This is a genomic window from Pseudacidovorax sp. DMC4 (genome assembly GCF_056314265.1).
The window spans coordinates 241,366-258,899 of record NZ_JBQUYR010000005.1 but is presented as its reverse complement, the minus strand read 5'-3'; the positions used below and the strand labels follow the sequence as shown (position 1 = coordinate 258,899).

17 protein-coding genes are annotated in these 17,534 nt (G+C 70.4%); 13 read left to right on the top strand and 4 right to left on the bottom strand.

Annotated elements, in window-relative coordinates:
• Positions 1–35: 35 nt before the first annotated feature.
• Positions 36–1,016 carry a site-specific integrase gene (locus ACT54X_RS11825; protein WP_294370665.1) on the bottom strand — a complete coding sequence of 327 codons (981 nt, stop codon included), beginning with the start codon at positions 1,014–1,016 and terminating at the stop codon, positions 36–38.
• 220 nt (positions 1,017–1,236) lie between these two features.
• On the opposite strand from ACT54X_RS11825, the gene ilvA reads away from it, so the two are divergent.
• Positions 1,237–2,793: a threonine ammonia-lyase, biosynthetic gene (ilvA, locus tag ACT54X_RS11820; protein ID WP_294370776.1), complete on the top strand. Its 1,557-nt coding sequence runs from the start codon at positions 1,237–1,239 to the stop codon at positions 2,791–2,793.
• Between the two features lie 17 nt (positions 2,794–2,810).
• On the opposite strand, the gene ACT54X_RS11815 is transcribed toward ilvA, so the two are convergent.
• Positions 2,811–3,257 (bottom strand): type II secretion system protein N, encoded by a 447-nt coding sequence (locus ACT54X_RS11815; protein ID WP_476346669.1) that lies wholly within the window; start codon positions 3,255–3,257, stop codon positions 2,811–2,813.
• Positions 3,258–3,318: 61 nt separating this feature from the next.
• Here ACT54X_RS11815 and gspG point away from each other — a divergent pair, with 61 nt between their 5' ends.
• From gspG to gspF, 12 genes are all read left to right on the top strand, one after another.
• Positions 3,319–3,762 carry a type II secretion system major pseudopilin GspG gene (gene gspG, locus ACT54X_RS11810; RefSeq protein ID WP_017758012.1) on the top strand — a complete coding sequence of 148 codons (444 nt, stop codon included), beginning with the start codon at positions 3,319–3,321 and terminating at the stop codon, positions 3,760–3,762.
• Positions 3,737–4,219: a prepilin-type N-terminal cleavage/methylation domain-containing protein gene (locus tag ACT54X_RS11805; RefSeq protein ID WP_294370669.1), complete on the top strand. Its 483-nt coding sequence runs from the start codon at positions 3,737–3,739 to the stop codon at positions 4,217–4,219. The genes gspG and ACT54X_RS11805 overlap by 26 nt, the downstream gene beginning before the upstream one ends.
• 20 nt (positions 4,220–4,239) lie before the next feature.
• Positions 4,240–4,650, top strand: coding sequence for a type II secretion system minor pseudopilin GspI (gspI, locus tag ACT54X_RS11800; RefSeq protein WP_294370671.1), 411 nt, complete (start codon positions 4,240–4,242; stop codon positions 4,648–4,650).
• Positions 4,650–5,330: a PulJ/GspJ family protein gene (locus ACT54X_RS11795; RefSeq protein ID WP_294370673.1), complete on the top strand. Its 681-nt coding sequence runs from the start codon at positions 4,650–4,652 to the stop codon at positions 5,328–5,330. Before gspI ends, ACT54X_RS11795 begins: the two co-directional genes overlap by 1 nt.
• Positions 5,327–6,424 (top strand): type II secretion system minor pseudopilin GspK, encoded by a 1,098-nt coding sequence (gspK, locus tag ACT54X_RS11790; RefSeq protein WP_294370675.1) that lies wholly within the window; start codon positions 5,327–5,329, stop codon positions 6,422–6,424. The genes ACT54X_RS11795 and gspK overlap by 4 nt, the downstream gene beginning before the upstream one ends.
• Positions 6,425–6,592: 168 nt before the next feature.
• A complete protein-coding gene (gene gspL / locus ACT54X_RS11785) occupies positions 6,593–7,801 on the top strand; it encodes a type II secretion system protein GspL (protein ID WP_294370676.1) in 1,209 nt (402 codons plus the stop codon).
• A gap of 109 nt (positions 7,802–7,910) precedes the next feature.
• Positions 7,911–8,468: a type II secretion system protein GspM gene (gene gspM, locus ACT54X_RS11780; RefSeq protein ID WP_294370678.1), complete on the top strand. Its 558-nt coding sequence runs from the start codon at positions 7,911–7,913 to the stop codon at positions 8,466–8,468.
• Position 8,469: 1 nt separating this feature from the next.
• Positions 8,470–9,276 carry a type II secretion system protein N gene (gspN, locus tag ACT54X_RS11775; protein ID WP_476346665.1) on the top strand — a complete coding sequence of 269 codons (807 nt, stop codon included), beginning with the start codon at positions 8,470–8,472 and terminating at the stop codon, positions 9,274–9,276.
• Positions 9,277–9,278: 2 nt separating this feature from the next.
• Positions 9,279–11,615, top strand: a complete 2,337-nt coding sequence (gspD, locus tag ACT54X_RS11770; protein ID WP_476346663.1) for a type II secretion system secretin GspD — start codon at positions 9,279–9,281, stop codon at positions 11,613–11,615.
• Positions 11,615–13,042 carry a type II secretion system ATPase GspE gene (gspE, locus tag ACT54X_RS11765; RefSeq protein WP_476346661.1) on the top strand — a complete coding sequence of 476 codons (1,428 nt, stop codon included), beginning with the start codon at positions 11,615–11,617 and terminating at the stop codon, positions 13,040–13,042. Before gspD ends, gspE begins: the two co-directional genes overlap by 1 nt.
• Before the next feature lie 20 nt (positions 13,043–13,062).
• Positions 13,063–13,539, top strand: coding sequence for a hypothetical protein (locus ACT54X_RS11760; RefSeq protein ID WP_476346660.1), 477 nt, complete (start codon positions 13,063–13,065; stop codon positions 13,537–13,539).
• A 23-nt stretch (positions 13,540–13,562) separates the two neighbouring features.
• The gene (gene gspF, locus ACT54X_RS11755) at positions 13,563–14,795 is read left to right on the top strand and encodes a type II secretion system inner membrane protein GspF (RefSeq protein WP_294370689.1); all 1,233 of its coding nucleotides are present in this window, start codon (positions 13,563–13,565) and stop codon (positions 14,793–14,795) included.
• A gap of 48 nt (positions 14,796–14,843) precedes the next feature.
• Here gspF and ACT54X_RS11750 read toward each other — a convergent pair whose 3' ends face one another.
• Both ACT54X_RS11750 and ACT54X_RS11745 read right to left on the bottom strand, forming a co-directional pair.
• Entirely contained in the window at positions 14,844–15,965 is a 1,122-nt protein-coding gene (locus ACT54X_RS11750; RefSeq protein WP_476346657.1) for a Fic family protein, read from the bottom strand.
• 203 nt (positions 15,966–16,168) lie between these two features.
• Positions 16,169–17,503: an amidohydrolase gene (locus tag ACT54X_RS11745; protein WP_476346655.1), complete on the bottom strand. Its 1,335-nt coding sequence runs from the start codon at positions 17,501–17,503 to the stop codon at positions 16,169–16,171.
• Positions 17,504–17,534: the final 31 nt, after the last annotated feature.

Sequence of the window (17,534 nt, the reverse complement as noted above, 5' to 3'; positions counted from 1 at the left end):
GGTGGCTTTTTGCGCTAGTTGCGCTGCTGGCTGCCCTAATCCCCGCGGCTACGCCGGCTCTGCAGCAACCCCACATTCATCTCGCCACTCAGGATCGACGCATAGAAGCGCTCGATCATGTTGACGCTGGTCCGCGCGTTGCGGGCCAACGTGAGCATGTCGATCCCCTGACCGTAGAGCAGACGCAGGGTGATCGCCGTATGGCGAAGGCAATACAGCGTTCGCTTCTGCCCAAGCGGGCCGGTCTCGAGGCCGGCTTCCTGAAGCACCCATTTGAAGAAGAAGTTGAGGACCGCGAGCGCGTGCTCTCGATTCTTCAATTCAGGGAAGAAGAGGTAGTCATCGGGCGCCACCTCGCCTCTCGAGCGACGGTAGCTGCGGAGCACCTCATAGACCTGAACGGCAGGCCGAAGGCTCACCATCGGCTGGCTGTGTCGCTTGGTCTCGGGCAACCGCATCCGCAGGTACACATGCTTGCCACGCACGATGTCGATGTGGCGATGCCTCACGCTCTTGATGTCACTGGGGCGCACGAAGGTGTTCACCATCCACCGGATCAGCCACGGCAACTCCCGGGGCATGTAGAGCAACTCGCGCGCAATCCAGAAGCGCTCGCCGGGCTGCAGCGTCTCGAGGACGGGATGGGGTTGACCTACCAACCGCCTCGCGGTGGCAACCAGGCGCCGGTACTCCGCCACGCTGAAGCTGCCACGCGGCTGGCTGCGGATCTTGACCTTGGGCAGCCGCGGCATCTCATCGAGCACGCCAGTCAGCACGCCATGCATCAAGGTCTTGCGCAGCAGGACCATGTACTGCGCGATCGTCGTGCTGGTGAAGTCCTGCTCCCCCAGGCGATCGATCAACTCCTGCGCGGCCACCCCATCCACGTCGCGCGCCAGTCGGTCACCCAGCAAGGGCAGCAGATGGGCATCCATGCGGTTGCTCATGATCTGCCAGCTCCCCCACGCAATCTCCTTGCGCTGCACGCGAGCACGCTCCGCCTGCAGCAAGCCCATCGCGAGGTCTCTGACAAAAACGTCTGACGACTCTTTCTTAATTGTTAAGAGCTTGGGGGGCACGGGGTCCCCGGGATGCACTCGCCCCGAAAAAGCGGAATCGTTGGCCGCTTGCACTGCTGTTAAGCGGAAGATGACATTCGTGTCCATACCGCTTCCTGGGTGCAAAACGAGTGCCGCGTATCATCAAACGCTGTTCTCATTGGTCCTCCCCTTCGCCATGCCAACCAGCCAGGGACCGGCGCTGACGCCCGCCGACTATCTCAAAAAAATTCTGACCGCCCGCGTGTACGACGTGGCCATCGAATCGGCGCTGGAACCTGCGCGCGCATTGAGTGAAAGAGTTGGCAATACGGTGTTGCTCAAGCGTGAAGACCAGCAGCCTGTCTTCAGCTTCAAGCTGCGTGGCGCTTACAACAAGATGGCCCATCTGTCGGCCGAGCAACTGGCGCGCGGCGTCATCTGCGCCTCCGCAGGCAACCATGCGCAAGGGGTCGCCTTGGGTGCGCGCAAGCTGGACACCCGGGCGGTCATCGTCATGCCGGTCACGACGCCCCAGCTCAAGATCGACGCGGTGCGCGGGCTGGGCGGCGAGGTCCACCTGCACGGCGACAGCTATTCCGATGCCTATCAATACGCGTTGACGCTGCAGGAACGAGAAGGCCTGACCTTCGTGCATCCTTTCGACGACCCGGAGGTCATCGCCGGGCAGGGCACGATCGCGATGGAGATCCTTCGCCAGCACCAGGGCCGCCTGGACGCCGTCTTCGTCGCCATCGGCGGCGGCGGGTTGATTTCAGGCGTCGCCAATTACATCAAGGCAGTCAGGCCGGAGATCCGCGTGGTCGGCGTCCAGATGAACGACTCTGACGCCATGATGCAATCCGTGGCCGCCAAGCATCGCGTCACGCTGCCGGATGTCGGCCTGTTCTCCGACGGCACGGCCGTCAAGCTGGTGGGCGAAGAAACCTTCCGCATCGCCAGTGACCTCGTCGACGAGTTCATCACGGTGGACACCGACGCCGTCTGCGCCGGCATCAAGGACGTCTTCATCGACACGCGCAGCATCGTCGAGCCCGCGGGCGCACTGGCCGTCGCAGCGATCAAGCAGTACGTGCAAACGCACGGAAAGCGGGGCGAGACCTATGCCGCCATCCTGTGTGGCGCCAACATGAACTTCGATCGGCTGCGCTTCGTGGCCGAACGCGCCGAGGTGGGCGAGGAGCGCGAAGCCCTGTTTGCCATCTCCATCCCCGAGGAGCGTGGCAGCTTCCGGCGCTTTTGCGAACTGGTGGGCCAGTTGCCAGGCGGCCCGCGCAACGTGACGGAGTTCAACTACCGCATCAGCGACGCGCAGCAGGCCCATGTGTTCGTCGGCCTGACGACGCAGCAGCGCGGCGAATCCGCCAGCATTGCCCATCTGTTCCGAAGCCACGGGTTCGGCGCACTCGACCTCACTCACGACGAGCTGGCCAAGGAGCACGTGCGCTACATGGTAGGAGGGCGCAGCGGTCTGGCGAGCGACGAGCGGCTGCTGCGGTTCATCTTTCCGGAGCGGCCCGGTGCCTTGCTGAAGTTCCTGAGCCTGATGAAGCCGAACTGGAACATCAGCCTGTTCCACTACCGCAACCAGGGCGCGGACTATGGGCGCATCCTCGTCGGCCTGCAGGTGCCGGCGGCGGAAGACGGTATGTTCCAGGCCTTCCTGGACGAACTGGGCTATCCCTTCATCGAAGAGACCGCCAACCCCGCCTACCGCCTCTTCCTCCAGGCCTGAACAACCGCAGGCTCAGATCAAGGCGTGGTCGCCCGCGGCGGCCCATTCACGGCCAGGGGACGCGACGGCACCATCAAACGAAAGCCGGTGCCACCGGTCGCCGGTCCGATGTGCACCCCCGCGGTATCGATGGACTGCAGCACCAGCTGACCGTCGAAGGCCGCACCAGTGCGATAGGAACGCGGCGGCTTGCCATCGACCGCGATGAGCGCGGCGCCACCGCCTTCGCGGTCGGCCGCCACGCCCAGCAGTCTGAATCGGCTGGCCACGTCCGGAGCAACCGGCGCGCTGGCCGCCACCTTCAATGCACCGAAGGCGCGAGCCACCTCCGCGGTCTGCACGCTCAACACCGGCGCAGCCACCGGCGGCGGCAGCATGGACCCGGCGGGCGAGGCGAGCCGCAACCCCCAATAGACAGCGCTCGCAGCGGCGGCCGCCCAGAGCGCGGCAGTGATCAAGGCCACGGGCCATCGGGAAGGTACGGGCAACGCACTCGTCATATGCGGGCATTATCATGCGCCGCCCATGACAGCTTCCTACAAACGCAACCGGCAGAGCCATCTCCAGCGCGGCTTCACGCTCATCGAACTGATGGTCGTGCTGGTGATCATCGGCGTGCTCGCCGCCCTGATCGTGCCCAATGTGATCGGCCGCGCGGACGACGCGCGGGTGACCGCCGCCCGCACGGACGTCAACAACCTGATGAACGCGCTCAAGATGTACCGTCTGGACAACCAGCGCTACCCGACGAGCGAACAAGGCCTGCAGGCCCTGGTCACGCGGCCGACCACCGGCCCCGCCGCGCCCAACTGGAAGCCCTACGTCGACAAGCTGCCCAACGATCCCTGGGGCCGGCCCTACCAGTACGTGAATCCGGGCATCAAGGGCGAGGTGGATGTGCTTTCGCTCGGCGCCGACGGCCAGCCCGGGGGCGAGGGCAACGATGCCGACATCGGCAGTTGGCAGTAGCCACCTGCGCCGCCACGCCGCCGGCTTCACGCTGATCGAGCTGCTGGTGGTGGTCGCGATCATCGCCTTCGCGACCGCGGGCGTCGGCTTCGCATTGCGCGACACGGCGCGCGCCAGCCTGGACCGCGAGGCCGAGCGCCTCGTCGCCCTGCTCGAAGCCGGCCGCGCCCAGGCCCGCGCCAGCGGGGCATCGGTGCGCTGGCGTGTCACGCAGCAAGGCTTCGTCTTCGATGGTGTGCCGCCCGGCGCCCTTCCCCAGGATTGGCAGATGGCGGGCGTGAGCGCCCAGCCCCTCGATGCGGCCGGCCGCCCCGTGGCGTCGCTGCTGCTGGGACCGGAGCCCATCATCGGCGCGCAGCAGGTGCTGATCCGCGGCGAAGGCCCGCCTGTGCAGGTACTGCGATTGGCCACCGACGGACTTCGCCCCTTCTCCGTGGTCGATCCGGTGTCGCCATGAAGGCAGGCAGGACCGCCCCGATGCGCTCTTGCCGTTCCGGTGGAGCGGACGCTGCGGCCAGGAGGCCGGCCCTGCCCCGTCACCGGGGCTTCACGCTGGTCGAGGTGCTGGTTGCCCTGGCGATCGTCGCCATCGCCCTGGCGGCAGGGGCGCAGGCCACCAACGCGCTCACCCGCAATGCACAGCGCCAGTCCGACATGGTGCTGGCCCAGCTATGCGCCGAGAACCAGCTGGTCCAGCTGCGCCTGTCGCCGCAGATGCCGCCGGTGGGCGAGAGCAGCCAGGGCTGCGAGCAGGCCGGCGTGCAGCTGGATGTGGGGGTGTCCACCACCCCCACCCTCAACCCCAACTTCAACCGCATCGACGTGCAGGTGCGCGATGCGCAGCGCTGGCCGCTGCTGCGTCTGTCCACCGTGATCGGTCGCTACTGATGAGGAGACACCGCAGGGCCCCCGGGGCCGCCGTCCGCCTGCGCGGCTTCACGCTGGTCGAACTGCTGGTCGCGCTGGCGGCGATGGCCCTGCTGGCACTGATCAGCTGGCGAGGGCTGGACAGCATGGCCCGCGCCCAGTCGCAGCACAGCGCGCGCGACGAAGCCGTGCTGGTGCTGCAGACGGCGCTCGCCCAGTGGGGCGCCGACCTGGACGGCGCCACGAATTTCGGCAACACGCCCGCGCTGGACTGGAACGGCCGCGTGCTGCGCATCACCCGACAGGCCGTCGACGCCCAGGGCAGCCCCGCCGCGCGGGTGATCGCCTGGACGGTGGGCGCCACCGCCGACGGCAGCGGCAGCTGGCTGCGCTGGCAGTCACCGCCGCTGGCCAGCCGTGCCGACTGGACCCAGGCCTGGGGCACGGCCGCGGCGTGGGCCGAGTCCGCCCTGCCCGGTGCCGACGCGGCCGCCACGCGCGTCCTGCCCGCGGCCAGCTGGAACGTGGGCTACTTCCGCAATGGCGCCTGGAGCGTGGCGGTCCAGGCACAGGCGCTGGGCACGGCCACGCTGCCCGACGGCGTCCGGCTGCAACTGCAGTTGCCACCCGGGCCCGGACTGTCGGGACTGATCACGCGCGACTGGCTGCGCCCCACCTGGGCCGGCGCCAAGACCTCATGACCGTCCCACCCGTCCCCCTTCGGCGGCAGCGAGGCGCCGCCCTGCTCACGGCGCTGATCACCGTCACCCTGGTGGCGACGCTGGCGGCGGCGGCACTGTGGCGCCAGTGGCGTGCCACCGAGGTGGAAGCCGCCGAACGCTCCCGCCTCCAGGCCTCGCTGGTGCTCGCCGGCGCGCTGGACTGGTCGCGGCTCATCCTGGCCGAGGACGGGCGCACCGGCGGCGCCGACCACCTCGCCGAGCCCTGGGCCGTGCCGCTGGCCGAGGCCAAGCTCACCAGCTTCCTGGCCGCCGACAAGAACGTGGCCAGCGACGCGCTGGAAGGCCTGCCCGATGCCTTCCTGTCGGGCTCGATCACCGACGCGCAGTCGCGGCTCAACCTGCGCAACCTCGTCGATGCCAGCGGCCGTCCGGTGCTGCGCGCCGTAGCCGCCACGCGCAAACTCTTCGATCTGCTCGACCTGCCGCCCGGCCAGGTGGACACGCTGGTGCAGCAGATGCGCCGCGCCCTGCTGGCCGGTGGCGGCGTGACACAGACCCAATCCACCACGACCGGCACGGACGGCACGGCCACCGCCGGTTCTGCCACAGCGTCCACCCCCAGCGAGACGCAGGCGTCGACGTCCTCGACCGATGACGCCGGCGCATCCGAGGGCGCACCGCTCATGCCCCAGCGGGTGGAGCAACTCGGGTGGCTGGGCTTGCCGGCCGACACCGTGGCGGCCATTGCGCCCTACGTGACGCTGTTGCCGGCGAGCACGCCGGTCAACCTCAACACGGCGAGCGCCGAGGTGATCTTCGCCGCCGTCGATCAGATCGACATGGCGGGCGCCCGCAAGCTGGTCGAAGTGCGCCGACGCAAGTTCTTCTCCGACCTGGCCGAGGCATCGCAGCAGCTGAGTTCGGCCACGGACGTGCAGCTCACGCCCGGTCAGGTCGGCATCTCGACCAGCTATTTCGAAGTACGCGGCCGGCTGCGCATGGACCGCTACTGGGTCGAGGAGGCCTCGCTGCTGCACCGCACGGGCACCACGGTCAGCATCATCTGGCGCCAGCGCAATGCCGGGGTTCAACCGACTGGCGGATCGGGCTGAACATCGGAAAATCTTTCCGTCTCTTGCGCCCTGTCCCGCCGCCGAGCCTCCCGAAACGCCGTCATGGATCTGTCTTGCGCCCCCTCCACAATGCCGCCTCCGCTGTTCAGCGGAGGCCGGGTGCACGACCCCGCTGCCTAGAATGAAAAACTTTCCGCGACACGCGCCATGGCCCTGATCCTTGTCCAGCCGCCGCCTCCGTCCGCGCCTGGCCTCGGCTCCGTGGCCTGGGCGCATTGGTCTTCCGACGGCCGCCAGCTGGTGGGCCAGGGCGAATCGCCCGTCTCCCTGCTGCCGGGCCAGCACGAACTGGTGCTGATCGTGCCGGCCTCCGCCCTGTCGTGGCACGCCGTCGCCCTGCCACCGGGCAGCCTGCAGAACGCGGCGCGGCTGCGCAGCGTGCTGTCGGGCCTTCTGGAAGACCGGCTGCTCGACGATCCGGAACAGTTGCACTTTGCCCTCGCCCCCGGCGCGCAGGCGGGTGCGCCTGCGTGGGTGGCCACCTGCCGCCGCGACTGGCTGCAGACCACGCTCCAGGCCATCGAGGCCACGGGGCGGCGCGTCAGCCGGCTGGTCCCTGAATTCGCGCCCCAGGCCGAAGGCCAGCGCCCCACCGTCTTCGTCACCGGCGATGCCGAGGCGCCATGGCTGACCCTCTGCGACGCGCAGGGCGTGCTGCGGCTGCCCCTGTCGGCCAGCACCGCGGCACTCGCGGTGGCCCAGTCGGAAGCCGGCGAAGCCATGGCCGAGCCGGCGGTCGCCGCCGTGGCCGAGCAGCTGCTCGGCCGCGCCCTGCCCCTGCTGCCGACCGCCGAACGCTGGCTGCAGGCCAGCCAGTCGGGCTGGGACCTGGCCCAGTTCGAGTTCGCCACCACCGGCAGCGCCCGCGCCCGCAAGCAGGCCGGCGCGCTGATGGCGGCGGTGTGGCGCGCGCCCCGCTGGCGGGCCGCACGCTGGGGCGCGGCCCTGCTCGTCGTGCTGCAACTGGTCGGCCTCAATGCCTGGGCCTTCAAGGAGCGCCGCGCCCTGGAGGCCAAGCGCCAGCAGGTGCGCCAGGTTCTCACGCAGACCTTTCCGCATGTGTCGGTCGTGCTCGATGCGCCGCTGCAGATGTCGCGCGAGGTGGCGGCACTGCAGGCGGCCACCGGCGGACTCACGGCGGCCGATCTCGAGCCGATGCTCGCCGCCCTGGCCGGCAGCCTGCCGGCCGGCCGCGTGCCCTCGGCCATCGACTACAGCGGCAGCCAGTTGCGCCTGCGCGGTGTGACGCTGTCGCCGGCAGAGATGGAATCCGTGCAGGCCGGCCTGCGCAGCCGCGGCTACAACGCGCGGGGTGAGGGCGACCTGCTGCTGGTGCAGGCGGAGGCCGCACGATGAGCGCCCCGACTCCCGTGCGTGCGTGCGGCATGCGCACCGCCCACCTTTGCCCCATGGCTCGGACGGCATCGGCCGCCGCCCCGGCAACCCCGACCGAGAAGGCTCTTCCGTGAACCGCCGCCCCGCCTCCAAGGCCCGCCTGCAGACCTGGTGGGCTACGCTGGCCCCGCGCGAGCGGCGCCTGGCCGCCATCGCCGCCGCACTCGTGGGTGTGGCGCTCCTGTGGTGGGTGGCGCTGGCACCCGCCCTGCGCACCCTGTCGGCGGCACCGGCCGCCCATGCCGCGCTGGACGCCCAGCTGCAGCAGATGGCGTCCTTGCAGGCCCAGGCCCGGGCCCTGCAGGGCCAGCCCCGGCCCAGCCGGGAAGACGCCCTGCGCGGCATCGAGACCGCCGCACGCCAGGGTCTCGGGCCGGAAGCGCAGGTACGCGCCGCAGGGGGCGATGCCGTGGCCGTCGGCCTGCGCAGCGTGCCGGCGGCCCAGTTGGCGGAGTGGCTGTCCCAGGCCCGCGCCAACGCCCGCGCCGTGCCGCGCGAGGCGCACCTCACCCGCGCGCAGGCCTCAGCCCCGAGCGGCCCCGGTGCCGCCAATGCGACGGCCGCGCCGGGCGTGGTGCAGCCGTCCTGGCAGGGCACGCTGGTCATGGGCCTGCCCGCCTCCCGCTGACATGGCTCTGCGCACTGCCGCCGCCGTCCGACGGGAGCCACGCGCGCCCTGGCGCTGGGCCGTGGCCGGCGCCCTGTTCGGTGCGCTGGTGGCTGCCGTGCAGTGGGCGCCGGCCCGCTGGCTGGCGCAGGGCCTGGAATCGGCCACTGGCGGCCAGTTGCAGCTGCGCGATGCGCGCGGCACCGTCTGGCAAGGCAGTGCCGCCGTCGTGCTGGCCAGCAGCGCGGGCGGCGTCGACCGGATCGCGCTGCCGGGCCGCATGCAATGGCAGCTGCGCCCCGCCTGGCTGGGCGTGCGCGGCCAGCTCGAACTCGGCTGCTGCACGCAGGGCCCGCTGGGCTTTGCGGCCGGCTCTGCTGGCAGCGCCGGCTTCCGCCTGGCCTGGGACGACGGCCGCAGCCGCTGGCCCGCAGCCATGCTGGCCGGCCTGGGCGCGCCCTGGAACACCTTGCGGCTCGACGGCGCGCTCGACCTGCGCACCGAGGCCTTCGCGCTGCGCTGGTCGCAGGGCCGCCTGGCCCTGGACGGCCGCGCCGTGCTCGATGCGACCGACCTCAGCTCCAGCCTCAGCACGCTGCGCCCCATGGGCAGCTACCGCCTGGTGCTGGACGGCGGCCCCTCGCCCAGCCTGCTGCTGACCACCACCCAGGGCGCGCTGCGCCTGTCGGGCAGCGGCCGCTGGAGCGGCAACACCATGCGTTTCGGGGGCGAGGCCAGCGCCGCGCCCGGCAGCGAGGACGCCCTCGCCAATCTCCTGAACATCATGGGGCGGCGCGAAGGCGCGCGCTCCATCATCAATCTCGGTTGACCATGAAGCCTTCCCTCACCCTGGGCGCCCGCGCCGCCCGTGCCCTGCTTGCCGTGCTCGCGCTGCAGGCGATCGCTCCCGCCGCGATGGCCCAGGATGCCGCCAGCCCGGCCGTGCGCCGCGGCGAGCCCATCACGCTCAACTTCGCCAATGCCGACATCGAGGCCGTGGCCCGCACCATGGGTGTGATCACGGGCCGCGACGTGGTGGTCGATCCGCGCGTCAAGGGCACGATCACGCTGCAGACCGACCGGCCGCTGCCGCCCGCAGCGGCCTTCGACCAGTTTGCCGCCGCGCTGCGGCTGCAGGGCTTCTCGATCGTGCAGTCGGACGGCCTGTTCAAGGTGCTGCCCGAGGCAGATGCCAAGCTGCAGAGCGGCACGGTCACCACCTCGGTGGGCGGCGCCGGCAGCGTGAGCGGTAGCCAGATGATCACGCAGGTGTTCCGGCTCAACCACGAGTCGGCCAACAACCTGCTGCCGGTACTGCGGCCGCTGATTCCGCCCAACAACACGATCAACGCCAACCCGGGCAACAACTCGCTGGTCATCACCGACTACGCGGACAACATGCGCCGGCTGGCCCGCATCATCGCGGCGCTGGACGTGCCCAGCGCCTCGGACATCGAAGTGATCCCGCTGCGCTACTCCATCGCCTCGGACATGGTGCCGCTGGTGCAGCGCCTGATCGACGGCGGCGGGGGCGGCGGTGGAATCGCCGGCGTCGCGGCGGGCGGGGCGCCCACGGGTGGCGGTGAAGCGGGCTTCCGCACCGCGCTGCTGGCCGACCCGCGCAGCAATGCGCTGATCGTGCGGGCCGCCACGCCGGCACGGCTGCAGCTGATCCGCTCGCTGGTCGACAAGCTCGACCGCCCGGCCGCGGACACGGGCAACGGCGCGGCCGGCAACATCTACGTCGTCTACCTCAAGAACGCCGACGCGGTGCGCCTGGCGGCCACGCTGCGTGCCGCCATGGCGGCCGGTCAGGCCAACAGCAACGGTGCGGCCGGCGCTGGCGCGGCCCAAGGCGGCGCCAGCGCCGCCTCGGCCGTCCCGCAGGCCATGCCCAACACGCTGCAGGCCGGCCTGTCGAGCCTGACCAGCAGCGCCGCCAGCACGCCGGTCAACAACGCCAACCAGCCCTCCACCGGCGGGCAGATCCAGGCCGACCCGTCCACCAACTCGCTCATCATCACGGCGCCGGAGCCGCAGTACCGCCAGCTGCGTGCGGTAATCGAAAAGCTGGACAGCCGCCGCGCCCAGGTGCTGATCGAGACGCTGATCGTCGAGGTCAATGCCGACAAGGCGGCCGAATTCGGCGTGCAGTGGCAAAGCGCCCTGGGCAACAGCGGCAGCAGCAACGTCGGCGTGATCGGCACCAACTCCAGCCTGGCTGGCGCCAACATCATCAACCTCGCCGTCGGCCTGGCCACCAAGAGCGCCACCACGCTGCCCTCGACGGGCTTCAATTTCGGCATCGGCCACAAGTACGGCGACAACTACGTGCTGGGCTTCCTGGCGCGCTTCCTGGCCTCCAACGGCGAGGGCAACGTACTGTCCACGCCCAACCTGCTGACGCTGGACAACGAGGAAGCAAGAATCGTCGTCGGCCAGAACGTGCCCTTCGTCACCGGCCAGTACACCAACACCGGCAGCGCCACCACGCAGGTCAACCCCTTCCAGACCATCGAGCGCAAGGACGTGGGCCTGACGTTGCGGGTGCGGCCGCAGATCAGCGAGACCGGCACCGTCAAGATGACCATCTTCCAGGAGGTCTCGGCGGTGGTGGCCTCGTCGGTCAACAACGTCAATGGCCCGACCACCAGCAAGCGCGCGATCGAGTCCAGCGTGCTGGTCGACCAGGGCGGCATCGTGCTGCTGGGCGGCCTGCTGTCGGACGAGTATTCCGCCTCGCAGGAGAAGGTGCCCGGCCTGGGCGACGTGCCCATCATGGGCAACCTGTTCAAGAGCGAGACACGCCGCCGCAACAAGACCAACCTGATGGTCTTCCTGCGCCCGACCATCGTGCGCGACCAGCTCTCCAGCGACGCCATCACGGCCGACCGCTACGACACGCTGCGCGCCCTGCAGCAGGCCAGCCAGCCGCCCACCGACAACCCGATGCTCAACAACGTGCGCGATTCCTTCGTGCTGCCGCCGCTGCCGGCCATTCAGGGCGTGGGCGACGACAGCCGCCGCATCGACGGCACGCGCCTGATCCCGCCGCCCATGCCGCCGGCGGTACCGGGGCCGCTGTCGCCCGACTCGCTGAGCCGCGCGCCGCTCAAGGGCGCCCTGCCGCCCACCGACGACCCGGCCTCGCGCCGCGAGATGCCCTGATGCCGGCCCTGCGCCATCCCCTGCCCTACGGCTTCGCGCGCAGCCAGCAGCTGCTGCTGGAAGAGGACGACGCCGGCCGGCTGACGCTGTGGATGCCGGTGGGTGCCCCCGCCAGTGCGGTGGGCGAGGTGTTGCGGAAGTACCCGACCGCCCAGGTCGACCTGCTGCCGGCCGACCAGCTGGCACAGCGCATCAGCGCCGCCTATGCGCAGGGCGAATCCAATGCCGCCGCCATCGTGAGCGAGGTCGAGACCGACGCCGACCTCTCGCGCATGATGCAGGAGCTGCCCGCGGTGGAGGACCTGCTGGAGTCCGCCGGCGACGCGCCCATCATCCGCATGCTCAACGCGCTGCTCACGCAGGCCGCGCGCGACGGCGCCAGCGACATCCACATCGAGCCCTACGAGCGCACCTCGGCCGTGCGCTTCCGCATCGACGGCACGCTGCGCGAGGTGGTGCAACCCAACCGGGCCCTGCATGCGGCGCTGATCTCGCGCCTGAAGATCATGGCCGACCTCGACATCGCCGAGAAGCGCCTGCCGCAGGACGGCCGCATCTCGCTGCGCATCGGCACGCGGGCGGTGGACGTGCGCGTCTCCACCCTGCCCTCGGCCCATGGCGAGCGCGCCGTGCTGCGCCTCTTGGACAAGAGCGAGAGCAAGCTCAGCCTCGAATCGGTGGGCATGCTGGGCGACACGCTGAAGCGCTTCGAAGGCCTGATCCAGCAGCCGCACGGCATCATCCTGGTGACCGGCCCGACGGGCTCGGGCAAGACCACCACGCTCTATGCGGCGCTGTCCCGGCTCGATGCCGGCAGCAGCAACATCATGACGGTGGAAGACCCGATCGAATACGAGCTGCCCGGTGTGGGCCAGACGCAGGTCAACGCCCGCATCGAACTCACCTTCGCCAAGGCCCTGCGCGCCATCCTGCGGCAGGACCCGGACGTGATCATGATCGGCGAGATCCGCGACTTCGAAACCGCGCAGATCGCCATCCAGGCCTCGCTCACCGGCCACCTGGTGCTGGCCACGCTGCATACCAACGACGCCGTGAGCGCCGTCACCCGCCTCACCGACATGGGCGTGGAGCCCTTCCTGCTGTCCAGCTCGCTGCTGGGCGTGCTGGCCCAGCGGCTGGTGCGCCGGCTGTGCACGCACTGCGCCGCGCCCGGCCCCGATGGCCAGATGCAGCCGGTGGGCTGCGAGGCCTGCGGCCACACCGGCTACCAGGGCCGCACCGGCATCTTCGAGCTGCTGGTGGCCGATGACGCCGTGCGTGCGCTGGTGCACAACCGCGCGCCCGAGAGCGAGCTGCTGGCGGCCGGTGCGCAGGGCGGCCTGCGCTCCATGCGCGCCGATGGCGAGCGGCTGGTGGCGGCCGGCATCACCTCGCGTGCCGAGCTGCTGCGCGTGACGCGGGACTGAGCGCCAGCATCCTGCCGCCCATGCCCGCCTGCCACGCCATGCCCACCCGCCGCGCGGCCTCTCCCGCCTGCCGCGCCGCCCTGCTCGGCATGGGCGCGCTGCTGTCGCCGGGCCTGGCCAGCGCGCAGGGCTACACCGACTTCCATGGCGACTGGCGCGGCAGCGTGATGGTCTTCGAGCTGGGCGCCGACGGCTTCCAGGTCGGCCGGCGGCTGACCTCCGACCTGTGGCTGCGCATCGGCAGCGACGGCCAGGTGTCGGGCCAGATGCCGCGGGCGAGCTGCACCGTCCAAGGGCAGGCCATGCCCTTCCGCAGCAATGCCCACGCCCAGCTGGCCGTGCAGGTCGACACCTGCAGCGACCCGCGCGTCAACGGCCGCTACGAAGGCCGGCTGCTGACCAGTGAGGCGCACGGCCATGCCTCGCTGCGGCTGCGCAGTGCCGCGGCGGCCGTGAAGTCCGACGGCAACGAGATCTCCGGCATCCTGCAGCGCTGACTGCCTTCTTCCCGAACCACCGCATGCCCGCCTACGCCTTCGAAGCCATCGACGCCGACGGACGCCCCCGCAAGGGCGTGCTGGAGGCCGACACCGCCCGCGCCGCGCGCAGCATGCTGCGCGCGCAGGCGCTCATCCCGCTGTCCGTCGAGGGTGTGGCCGGCGGAACGGATGCGGGCGGCGCCGCCACGCCGCTCTGGCGCCGACGCATCGGTGGGCGCGTGTTCAATTCCACCGCGCTGGGCGTCTGGACGCGACAGCTCGCCGGCCTGGTGGCCTCGGGCCTGCCGCTGGAGCGCGCCCTCACCGCGCTGACCGACGAGGCCGAGAGCGAGCCGCAGCGCCAGCTGGTGGCCTCGCTGCGCTCCGAGGTCAATGGCGGCAGCAGCTTTGCGCGCGCACTGGCGCAACATCCGCGCGAGTTCTCGTCCATCTACACCGCCGTCATCGGCGCCGGCGAGCACAGCGGCCAGCTCGGCCTCGTGCTGGAGCGCCTGGCCGACGACCTCGAAGAGCAGCAGGCGCTGCGCCAGAAGCTGATCGGCGCCACGCTCTACCCGGCCATCGTCACCGTGATCGCGGTGGTGATCGTGATCTTCCTGGTGAGCTACGTGGTGCCGCAGGTGGCCAGCGTGTTCGCCGGCACCAAGCGGGCGTTGCCGCTGCTGACGCAGGCCATGCTGGGCCTGTCGGCCTTCGTGCGCGGCTGGGGCTGGCTGATGCTGGGCGTACTCGCGGTAGCCGTCGTCGGCGCCAAGGCGGCGCTGGCGCGCGATGCGCTGCGCGAGCGCTTCGATGCCTTCTGGCTGCGCCTGCCGCTGGTGGGCAAGCTCGCGCGGGGCTACAACGCCGCGCGCTTCGCCGGCACGCTAGCCATGCTCGCGGCAGCGGGCGTGCCCATCCTGCGGGCGCTTCAGGCTGCGGCCGAGACGCTCAACAACCGCGCCATGCGCGCCGACGCGCTGGATGCGCTGACGCTGGTGCGCGAGGGCGCGCCGCTGGCCTCGGCCCTGGCGCAGAAGAAGCGCTTTCCGGGCATCGTGCCCATGTTCGCCCGCCTCGGCGAGCAGACCGGCGAGCTGCCGGTGATGCTGCAGCGTGCCGCCAAGCAGCTGTCGGCCGAGGTGCAGCGCCGCGCCATGCACCTGGCCACCATCCTGGAGCCGCTGCTGATCGTGGGCATGGGCGGCGTGGTGATGCTGATCGTGCTGGCGGTGCTGCTGCCGATCATCCAGCTCAACCAGTTCGTGAAGTAGGGTCGCGGGGCGCGCGTGGGCCTGGCGGGTTCGCGCGTGCTTTGTCAGTCAGGGCATCACCAATTTGTAGGCGCTGCTACGCCCACCGCCGGGCGCCTTGCGCAACACGCCCAGTTCGAGCAGCGCCGTGATGTCGCGCAGGGCCGTGTCGGCCGAGCATTTGGCGATGGCCGCCCATTTGCTGCTGGTGAGCTTGCCCTCGAAGCCGTCGAGCAGCCGGTTGATCAGCTTGGCCTGCCGTTCGTTGAAGGCGGTGCCCGCCCAGTGCTGCCAGAAGCGTGCCTTGGCCCGCACGGCGCTCAACGCGGTCTGCGCGCTCTCCAGCGCACGCCCAAGCGCGGCCAGGAACCACGCCAGCCAGGCGGTCACGTCCAGCGAGCCCTTCTGCGTGCGCTCCAAGATGTCGTAATAGGCATTGCGCTCCCGCTGGATCTGCGCCGACAGGCTGTAGAAGCGCTGCCCGGCGCCATCGGCGCGCGCCAGGAACAGGTCGCCCACAGCCCGGGCGATGCGACCGTTGCCATCGTCGAAAGGATGGACGGTGACGAACCACAGATGCGCCAGGCCGGCCTTGACCAGCGCCGGCACGCGGCTGCCCTCGGCCTCCGCCCAGGCCAGGAAGCGCACCATTTCCGCCGCCAGTCGATCGGCCGGAGGTGCCTCGAAGTGCACATTGCGCCGGTGCACCGGGCCCGAGACCACCTGCATCGGCCCGGTGGCATCGTCGCGCCAGCGGCCGACGGCGATGCGCGACAGGCCCGAGTAGCCGGTCGGGAACAGCGCCGCATGCCAGCCGAACAGGCGCTCGGCCGTGAGCGGATCGGCGCTGCGGCCGGTGGCGTCGAGCACCATCTCCACCACGCCGTCCACATGCCGATCGGCCGGCGCGAGAGCGCCGATGTCCAGCCCCAGCCGGCGGGCGATGGAGGAGCGCACGGAGGCCGGGTTCAGCAGTTCGCCCTCGATCTCGCTGGTCTTGAGAACGTCGTCTGTGAGGGCGGCCAGGCTGGCGCGGTCCCGCAGTTCCAGGCCCACATCGGCCAGCCGGCCAAGCAGGAGGCCCTGGGCGCGGCTGACGTCTTCCAGTGGTTGGGCCAGCGCAGCAAGGTCGTAGCGCCAGGCCGGCCAATCGGGCGACTGCCAGATGTAGAGATATTCACCGCTTTCCATGCGGCGATTAAACGGGGGACGCGGCGAATGCGCAAGTCATTCGCCGCACTTTTTGCGGCGAATGACCAACGTATCCGCCGCAGTTCTGGAGGACTGCCCTGGCCCGCACCGGAAAAGGCCCTGCGCGCCGTTCCGCCCTAGGACAGGCTCAGGGCAACGGGATGAGGGTGCAGGGCGTGCGGAATGGGGCTCAGGACAGCGGCTCAACGCCCGGCCGTGTTCATCGCCGTCAGCACCGCCGAGGTCATCGCCTGCACGCCGATCTTGATCGACGGCTCGGGCACCGGTGCGAAGAAGGGCGAATGGTTGAAGGGCAGTGGCTTGCCGCCCTTCTTCATCGACTCGGCCACGTCCTTGGGATCGGTCACGCCGACGAAGAAGAACATCGACGGAATGCCGGCGTCGGTGAAGACGGAGAAGTCCTCGCTGGCGGTGATGGGCATGACCTGCACCACGCGCGCCTCACCGAACTGGCTGCGCAGGGCGGCGACGGTGCGGTCGACCACCGCCTGGTCGTTGACCACGGCGCCGGTGCTGCTGTCGGCGCCCAGGCGCACGTCCGGCTCGGGCGCGCCGGCCATGGCGGCCGAGGCCAGCGCCGTGCGGCGGATGCCATCGAGCAGCTTCTCGCGCACCTGCGGCTTGTAGCTGCGAATGGTGCCGCTGAGCTTCGCCGTATCCGGGATGATGTTGCCCGCCGTGCCCGCCTGGAAGGCGCCGATGGTGACGACGCCGAATTCCCCCGGGTCCTTTTCGCGGCTGACCACCGTCTGCACATCGCTGACGAAATGCGCGCCCATGGTGATCGGATCGATGGTGGCGTGCGGCGCCGAGCCGTGGCCGCCGCGGCCCTTGAAGGTGATCTCCAGACTGTCCGAGGCCGAAGTGACCGGCCCTGCGCGGTAGCCGACGAATCCGTAGGGCGAGGGGCTGGTGTGCAGCGCGAAGGCGAAGTCCGGCTTGGGGAAGCGCGTGAACAGGCCGTCGTCCACCATGGCCTTGGCACCGCTCACCGTCTCTTCGGAAGGCTGGGCGATGAACATCAGCGTGCCCTTCCACTGGTCCTTGAGGGCCAGCAGCGTGCGGGCCGTGCCCACCCAGCTGGCCATGTGGATGTCGTGGCCGCAGCTGTGGGCGACGAAGGTCTCGCGGCCGTTCCATTGGGCCTTGGCGCGGCTGGCGTAGGGCAGGCCGGTCTTTTCTTCCATCGGCAGGGCGTCGAGCTCGGTGCGCACCATCACCGTCGGGCCGGCGCCGTTGCGGTACAGCGCCACCAGCCCGGTTCGACCCACCTTCTCGGTCACTTCGAAGCCCAGGGCACGCAGCTCGGCGGCGAGCTTGCCGGCCGTGCGCACTTCCTGAAATCCCAGCTCCGGGTTGGCGTGCAGGTCTTTGTAGAGCGCATCGAGCTGGCCGTACATGCCGTTGACGAGCGGCTGAATCTTCTCGGGCGAAACGATCTGCGCGCTGACAGGCGCGATGGCGCAGGCAGCCAGGACGGCGAGTGAGAGCTGGCGAATCGAGAGCGACGAAATCATGGTGTGGCGCAGTGGTCCGTGGGCGACCCGC

Coding starts and splice junctions, on each gene's coding strand:
- gspE (WP_476346661.1), top strand. CDS start 11,615: ATGCCGGCCCTGCGCCATCCCCTGCCCTACGGCTTCGCGCGCAGCCAG.
- gspN (WP_476346665.1), top strand. CDS start 8,470: ATGGCTCTGCGCACTGCCGCCGCCGTCCGACGGGAGCCACGCGCGCCC.
- ACT54X_RS11795 (WP_294370673.1), top strand. CDS start 4,650: ATGAGGAGACACCGCAGGGCCCCCGGGGCCGCCGTCCGCCTGCGCGGC.
- ACT54X_RS11825 (WP_294370665.1), bottom strand. CDS start 1,016: ATGGGCTTGCTGCAGGCGGAGCGTGCTCGCGTGCAGCGCAAGGAGATT.
- gspK (WP_294370675.1), top strand. CDS start 5,327: ATGACCGTCCCACCCGTCCCCCTTCGGCGGCAGCGAGGCGCCGCCCTG.
- ACT54X_RS11760 (WP_476346660.1), top strand. CDS start 13,063: ATGCCCGCCTGCCACGCCATGCCCACCCGCCGCGCGGCCTCTCCCGCC.
- gspI (WP_294370671.1), top strand. CDS start 4,240: ATGCGCTCTTGCCGTTCCGGTGGAGCGGACGCTGCGGCCAGGAGGCCG.
- ACT54X_RS11805 (WP_294370669.1), top strand. CDS start 3,737: ATGCCGACATCGGCAGTTGGCAGTAGCCACCTGCGCCGCCACGCCGCC.
- ACT54X_RS11750 (WP_476346657.1), bottom strand. CDS start 15,965: ATGGAAAGCGGTGAATATCTCTACATCTGGCAGTCGCCCGATTGGCCG.
- gspF (WP_294370689.1), top strand. CDS start 13,563: ATGCCCGCCTACGCCTTCGAAGCCATCGACGCCGACGGACGCCCCCGC.
- gspL (WP_294370676.1), top strand. CDS start 6,593: ATGGCCCTGATCCTTGTCCAGCCGCCGCCTCCGTCCGCGCCTGGCCTC.
- ilvA (WP_294370776.1), top strand. CDS start 1,237: ATGCCAACCAGCCAGGGACCGGCGCTGACGCCCGCCGACTATCTCAAA.
- ACT54X_RS11745 (WP_476346655.1), bottom strand. CDS start 17,503: ATGATTTCGTCGCTCTCGATTCGCCAGCTCTCACTCGCCGTCCTGGCT.
- gspD (WP_476346663.1), top strand. CDS start 9,279: ATGAAGCCTTCCCTCACCCTGGGCGCCCGCGCCGCCCGTGCCCTGCTT.
- gspG (WP_017758012.1), top strand. CDS start 3,319: ATGACAGCTTCCTACAAACGCAACCGGCAGAGCCATCTCCAGCGCGGC.